This window comes from Actinokineospora sp., assembly GCF_050699995.1.
GTDB lineage: Bacteria > Actinomycetota > Actinomycetes > Mycobacteriales > Pseudonocardiaceae > Actinokineospora.
Window position 1 is genome coordinate 1 of sequence record NZ_JBOHGC010000608.1, and the last position, 6,178, is coordinate 6,178.

Below are 6,178 nucleotides of genomic sequence, written 5' to 3' on the forward strand. Positions count from 1 at the left end.
TCGCTGGAGCAGCACCAGAGCGAGCTGTTCGGCCCGGACAACGGCGTCGCCGCCCGGCCACTGGACTATCTGGACAAGATCTTCCAGATCACCTTCGCGTTGCGCCCCATGGGATCGCCAATCCGAGCGCGTCCACCGAGCCGCTGCGCACGGCACTGTCCATCCCGAACGGTCAGCTCGTCTCGGCGATTCCCGCACCGACACCGGATCTGGTCGAGGCGATCGTCAAGGCGTGGAACGGAACCCGGCGCAAAGCGCGGGTGCTGCTGGTGCTCGATGTCTCCGGCTCGATGAACGACCCCGCCGCGGCGAACGACCCGGAGGTGCGTGGCAGCAAGCTCGACCTGGTCAAGCCCGCCGCGAAGCGGGCGCTCGACCTGTTGTCCGCCGAGGACGAAGTCGGGCTCTGGACGTTCTCCTCACCCGGCTACACCGAGCATGTCCCGGTCGGGCGGCTCGGCGCCAACAAAGCCGCGTTGGGCGCGGCGATCGACGGGCTCGCGGCGACGGGGGCCACCGATCTCTACGCCACCGTCGGCGCCGCCTACGCCAAGATGACCGCGCAGCCCGACCCGGAGCGGATAAACGCGATCGTCGCGCTCTCCGACGGCGAGGACAGCACGAAGGTGCCGGGCGCACGGGAAGCGCTCCTGGCGAAGATCAACCCGGAGCTCACCGAGACCAAGATGCCGATCTTCACGATCTCCTACGGACAGAAGTCGGACCCGGGGACCATGCAGATGATCGCGGCGACGAGCAAGGCGCTGTCCTACGACGCCGTCAAGGACCCGAAGAACATCGATGAGGTGTTCGTCAGCGTCTTTCACAACTTCTGAGAGGCTGCTGCCGATGGGCTTACGACAGAACCTGCGCGAACCCACCGGGCTCGCCGCCGCCGTCCTCCTCGGTGCGCTCGCCGGGGCCGTCACCGCCGCGCGCGCGAACTGGGTGTGGCTGGCCCTGCCGGTGGGTGTCGGCGTCGCCGGGCTGGTGCTCCTCGTCAAGGCGGCCCTGTCCAAGGACGGCGTGCCGGTCCCGGCGCGGGCGCGCGACTCGCTGCGGCGGATCTGCCTGACGGCGGTCGACATCCGGCTGCGGGCCACGACCGTGCACGACGCCGACCCGGTGATGGCCCCGACCGCCCGGGTCGTCGACGCCGCGTACCGGCTCGCGGCGCTCGTGGCGCGCAACGACATGCGGCTCGCGCGGACGAGGTCGTCGGCCGCCCTGGCGACACTGAACGACTGTGCGGCGCGCATGGCCGTTCTCGCCAAACGGGTCGACGGCACCTCGCCCGCCCGGATCTCCGGGCTGGTCGAGGAACTCGGGCTGCTCAAGCGGAACCTGGACAACGCGGAAAGCGCGGTGGACCACGCCCTTAAGGCAACCTGACCGCGCACGCACCGTGGATCATGTACCTACAGTCGGTCATGTTATGGCGTGTTTCGTCGGCTTGATCGCGGCGAAATCCCTGATCGGCGACGGGAGATTCCCGTTCGAGTTAACAGTTCTGGCCGCCGATAGTGCCTCCGACCTCGCAAAACTCTGTCACGACAGGCAAAACGGCGCGTCCATAACCCGGTGCTATGGGATGTTGAGATGAGCGATCGTGTGGCGACTCGCCCACTATGAGCACATTGAACCAACCGCTGTTACCGGAGTCACACCATGACCGCACATCTCGTTGAACGGAAGCCGGGAACCCGTCCGCTCGCGCTCGATACCACCCACCTCCACGCGCTGCAGATGGTCGCGCGCGGTGAAGTGGGCGCGTACGGCACGACATCGGCCCTGCGCCACCGCTCCGACGACTTGAGCGCCCTCATGGTAAGCGCGCTGTTCACGTTGCGCCGCGACGGTTTCATCGGTTTCGCCGAGGCGGCCGACCCGCGTGACGGCTGGGTCGTCGCCGAGTTGACGTCGGCGGGCGAACGCCTCCTCGACATCTGGCTGCGCCGCGGCCGCCGCTCCCCCGCCGACGCCGCCCGCTCCCGCGACTGGTACGTCCTCCTGCGGTGCGCGCAGCGCGGCGAACTCGGTATGACCGAGCAGAACGAGATCACCGACCGCGGTGAGCCCATTGGCGGGCGACTCACCGCGCGGCTCCGGGAGTTGATCAACGCGGGTCACGTGGTGATCGGCTCCGCCCGCCTCCGAGACTGCCGACTGGTCACGCTCAGCGAGACCGGCCGGTTGCTCCACACCAAGCTCGACATGTCCCAAGCGAACGGGTGATGATCATGAATCGCATCCCCGACCCGCGCGGCGATGTGTGCTGGGGAACCAGCGCGACATATCGTGGACGGGCACATCTGGTTCCGGTAAGCCGCACGGTGGGCCTGTGCGGCATGCCGGTGGACGCACGCTTCTCGGAGCGTCCAGGCGAACCTCTGATGTGTCCGGAGTGCGCGATCACGTATGTCGCGGCCGTTTTCCCCGCACAGGCTGCAGCGTCAGACCTTCGGCACAGGGTCCGACTGCGCGCCTAGCCGCCAGAGGGTGGCGGGACGGATCCCTGCACCGTCCCGCCACCCTATTTATCTTCGCGAGTCCAACGTTCCCGACAGTGAGTTCTCACTTCAGGACAACGAGTTCGCAGTTCAGGACAATCAGTTCGCGGTTCGCGACGGTCAGCGGCCCGGTCGTTTCGCCGGTTCACAGCAGCTGATGGCGCACGGGTCGCCGTTTCGGGTGCTGCCCGCCACCGTGAAGTCCGACAGCTTGCGCACCGGCGCGCCTGCGAGGTGTTCGCGGACCAGTTCCACGACCAGTTCGGCGAATCGCGGGTCGGTGCCGGGCGTGGCGGCGCGGGCGAAGTCCATGCCCAGCTCCTTGGCCTTGTCCGCCGCCTCGGTGTCGAGATCCCACACGACTTCCAGGTGGTCACTCACGAACCCGATAGGACAGACGACCACCGCGCGGACTCCGTTGCCGTGCAACACTTCCAGGTGGTCCACAATGTCCGGCTCCAGCCACGGGATGCGCGGCGGACCGGATCGTGACTGCCACACCACGTCGTACTCCGCGGCACCCGCCTCGGCGGCGACGAGCCGGGCCGCCTCGGCGACCTGGCGGGAGTACCGGCGTCCGCCCTCCTCGGGCGGGCCGGCGGCGAGGTCCGCCGACTCGGGCACCGAGTGGGCCGTGAAGACCAGGCGGGCGCCGGGGATCGTCGCCTCGCGCACCGCGTCCGCGGCAGCGGCGATGAACAGCGGGTGGTCGAAGTAGTGGCGCAGCTTCAGGAAGTCCGGCGCGTCCGGCACGGCGGCGCGGGCGCGCAGGAGATCCTCGTCGTACTGGCGGCACGCCGAGTAGCCACCGTAGGCGCTGGTCGGGAACACCAGCGCGGAGCGGACGCCGTCGGCCTTCATCTGGGCGACGGTGTCCTCGACCATCGGGTGCCAGTTGCGGTTGCCGAAGTAGATCGGCAGGTCGACGCCCTGGCGTTCCAACTCATTGCGGACAGCCTCGATCACGTCGCGGTTGAGCCGGTTGATCGGGGAGACGCCGCCGAAGTGCTGGTAGTGCGCCTCGACCTCGTCGAGCCGCTCCGGTGGCACGCCCCGGCCCCGGGTGACGTTCTCCAGGAACGGACGAACGTCAGCCGGGGACTCGGGGCCGCCGAAGGACAGCCAGAGCAGCGCGTCGGCCATCACATGCCGAGCGCGTGGACGCCGCCGTCCACCCAGACCATGGAGCCGGTGGTCGCGGGCAGCCAGTCCGACAGCAACGCGCACACGGACTTGGCGACCGGGGTGGCGTCGTCGACGTCCCAGCCCAGCGGGGCGCGGTCGGCCCAGCCCGCCTCGAGCTCGGCGAAGCCGGGGATGGACTTGGCGGCCATCGTCCGAACCGGGCCAGCGGCGACCAGGTTGACCCGGATGCCCTCGGGGCCCAGCTCGCGGGCCATGTACCGGTTGACCGACTCGAACGCGGCCTTGGCCACGCCCATCCAGTTGTAGGCGGGCCACGCGACGCGGGCGTCGAAGTCCAGCCCGACGACGGACGAACCGCGGGTCAGCAGCGGCAGTGCGGCCTGGGTCAGCGACTTAAGCGAGTACGCGGAGACCTGCAGGGCGACGCTCACGTCCTCCCAGGGCGCGTCCATGAAGGGCGCGCCGAGGCAGGTCTGTGGGGCGAAACCGATGGCGTGGACGATGCCGTCGAGCCCGTCGACGTGCTCACGCACCCGGTCGGCCAGCGACGCGAGCTGCTCGTCGTTCTGCACGTCCAGCTCGATCACCGGAGCGGGCTGCGGCAGCCGCTTGGCGATCCGCTCGACGAGGCTCATCCGGCCGAACCCGGTGAGGATCACGGTCGCGCCCTGCTCCTGGGCGGCCTTGGCCACGTGGAACGCGATGGACGAGTCGGTGATCACGCCGGTGATCAGCAGTCGCTTGCCTTCGAGCAGTCCGGTCATCGCTGGGTGTCCTCCTGGGAATGTGTGGTCAGTGGCCCATGCCGACGCCACCGTCGACAGGAAGCACGGCGCCGTTGATGTAGCCCGCCTGGTCGGACGCGAGGAAGGTGACCGCTGCGGCGATCTCCTCGACCTGTCCGTAGCGGCCGGCGGGGACGTTGCCGAGGATCTGCTTCTTGCGGTCCTCGGTCATCGCGGCGGTCATGTCGGTCTCGATGAACCCGGGCGCCACCACGTTGGCGGTGATGTTGCGCGACCCCAGCTCACGGGCGATGGACCGCGCCATACCGATGAGCCCGGCCTTGCTGGCCGCGTAGTTGACCTGCCCCGGCGCGCCGAGCATGCCGACGACGGAGGAGATGTAGACGACCCGCCCGAACCGCGCCTTGAGCATGGCCCGAGTCGCCCGCTTGGTCACCCGCCACGCACCGGTGAGGTTGGCGTCGATGACCCGGGTGAACTGCTCCTCGTCCATGCGCATGAGCAGGGTGTCGTCGGTGATGCCGGCGTTGGCGATGAGGATCTCCACCGGCCCGTTGGCGGCCTCGACCTCGCTGAAGGCACGATCGACGGCCTCCGCGTCGGTGACATCGCACTGGACGCCCAGCATCCCCTCAGGAGCCCCAGACCCCCGGTGCGTGATCGCCACCTTGTCGCCCTGCGCCAAAAACGCCTGCGCGATCGCGAGACCGATGCCTCGGTTCCCGCCGGTGACCAGTACCGACCGTCCCATTCCGCTCCCCATCCAGGCCCGCGAACACGTCCGGTGGGGAGGCTATCGGGCTACTGGAACGTAACCTCCCTTGGGCCGACGCGCCGTTCGTCACAGACCCACGCGACGAGCCGTGGGACGTCCACAGTCAGTTGCGGGTTCCGGCATTTGGAGTCCCGGACGGCACGCAACGAGCCCTCAACCTCCACGCAAGCGCTATCGACCTGACTCGCGGTGCTCTTGCGCCACCGTTCCATCTCTCACCTCTCGATCTCCTCGACGACCTGGGCGATCAAGGCCGCTGACTCCTTGGGCTCCAAGGCCCTTCGCAACATCTGATTGGTCGCCACCCGAAAGGCAGCGACACTCTCCTCGTCATAAAGGAACACCGACGACCGGTAGCTTTCGAGGTGCACGATCGACGGCGCCTCCTCGAAGTTGTAGAGAATGAACGAGCCAGCCAGGCCAGGGTGGTAGTCATCCTGAACCGGCACGACCCGCACGACGGCAAAATCATTCACGACGAGCGTGAGGAGTTCGCAAAGCTGCGCGGCGAACACCGCCATGCCGCCGATCCGTTGCCGCAGAGCCCACTCACCGATGAGGGCCGTGTATTCAGCAGGCGGAAGGCCATCCCGCTCATCGGTTAGCACCGCTCGCCGGTCGGCGCGGACGCGAACCCGCGCTTCGACCTCCTTGGGCAGCAACGAATCCACGCTGCCGATGATTGCCCGCGCGCAATCCGGGGTCTGCAGCAATCCCGGAATGACCAGCGGGCTCCATTCAATGATCTCGGTCGCTGTGCGCTCGCACTCGACAATGCCGGCCAGCGCGGCCGATGCCCCTGGGCCGCCCGCAGCCAGCCAGTTCGAATCGGCCGCGCCTCGGGCGAGATCGAGAATCTCCTCCCGGCGCTCCCCCGTCAGACCGATCGCCGCGAGCATCGCCGCCACATCCTCCGGGTGCGGCACCCGCTTCCCGGTCTCCCACTGCGAGATCGTCGTGTGCGACATCCCCAACCGCCGCGACACCTCCCGCACACCGAA

8 protein-coding genes are annotated in these 6,178 nt (G+C 68.4%); 3 read left to right on the plus strand and 5 right to left on the minus strand.

Features of this window, described 5'->3' with window-relative positions:
- The 3 genes from ACRDSQ_RS29275 to ACRDSQ_RS29285 all read left to right on the plus strand — a co-directional run.
- On the plus strand, nt 1-836 hold an 836-nt coding region (locus ACRDSQ_RS29275; protein ID WP_431425509.1), incomplete at its 5' end, for a VWA domain-containing protein.
- Between the two features lie 13 nt (nt 837-849).
- Nucleotides 850-1,392 (plus strand): hypothetical protein, encoded by a 543-nt coding sequence (locus ACRDSQ_RS29280; protein ID WP_431425510.1) that lies wholly within the window; start codon nt 850-852, stop codon nt 1,390-1,392.
- A gap of 276 nt (nt 1,393-1,668) precedes the next feature.
- The gene (locus tag ACRDSQ_RS29285) at nt 1,669-2,235 is read left to right on the plus strand and encodes a hypothetical protein (RefSeq protein WP_431425511.1); all 567 of its coding nucleotides are present in this window, start codon (nt 1,669-1,671) and stop codon (nt 2,233-2,235) included.
- Between the two features lie 395 nt (nt 2,236-2,630).
- Here ACRDSQ_RS29285 and ACRDSQ_RS29290 read toward each other — a convergent pair whose 3' ends face one another.
- From ACRDSQ_RS29290 to ACRDSQ_RS29310, 5 genes are all read right to left on the minus strand, one after another.
- Nucleotides 2,631-3,656: a ferrochelatase gene (locus ACRDSQ_RS29290; protein WP_431425512.1), complete on the minus strand. Its 1,026-nt coding sequence runs from the start codon at nt 3,654-3,656 to the stop codon at nt 2,631-2,633.
- Nucleotides 3,653-4,420, minus strand: coding sequence for an enoyl-ACP reductase FabI (gene fabI / locus ACRDSQ_RS29295; RefSeq protein ID WP_431425514.1), 768 nt, complete (start codon nt 4,418-4,420; stop codon nt 3,653-3,655). Before fabI ends, ACRDSQ_RS29290 begins: the two co-directional genes overlap by 4 nt.
- 28 nt (nt 4,421-4,448) lie before the next feature.
- Complete coding sequence (fabG, locus tag ACRDSQ_RS29300) at nt 4,449-5,153, minus strand: 3-oxoacyl-[acyl-carrier-protein] reductase (protein ID WP_431425516.1); 705 nt, start codon at nt 5,151-5,153, stop codon at nt 4,449-4,451.
- 50 nt (nt 5,154-5,203) lie between these two features.
- Entirely contained in the window at nt 5,204-5,389 is a 186-nt protein-coding gene (locus tag ACRDSQ_RS29305; protein ID WP_431425518.1) for a DUF397 domain-containing protein, read from the minus strand.
- A 3-nt stretch (nt 5,390-5,392) separates the two neighbouring features.
- On the minus strand, nt 5,393-6,178 hold a 786-nt coding region (locus tag ACRDSQ_RS29310; RefSeq protein ID WP_431425520.1), incomplete at its 5' end, for a helix-turn-helix domain-containing protein.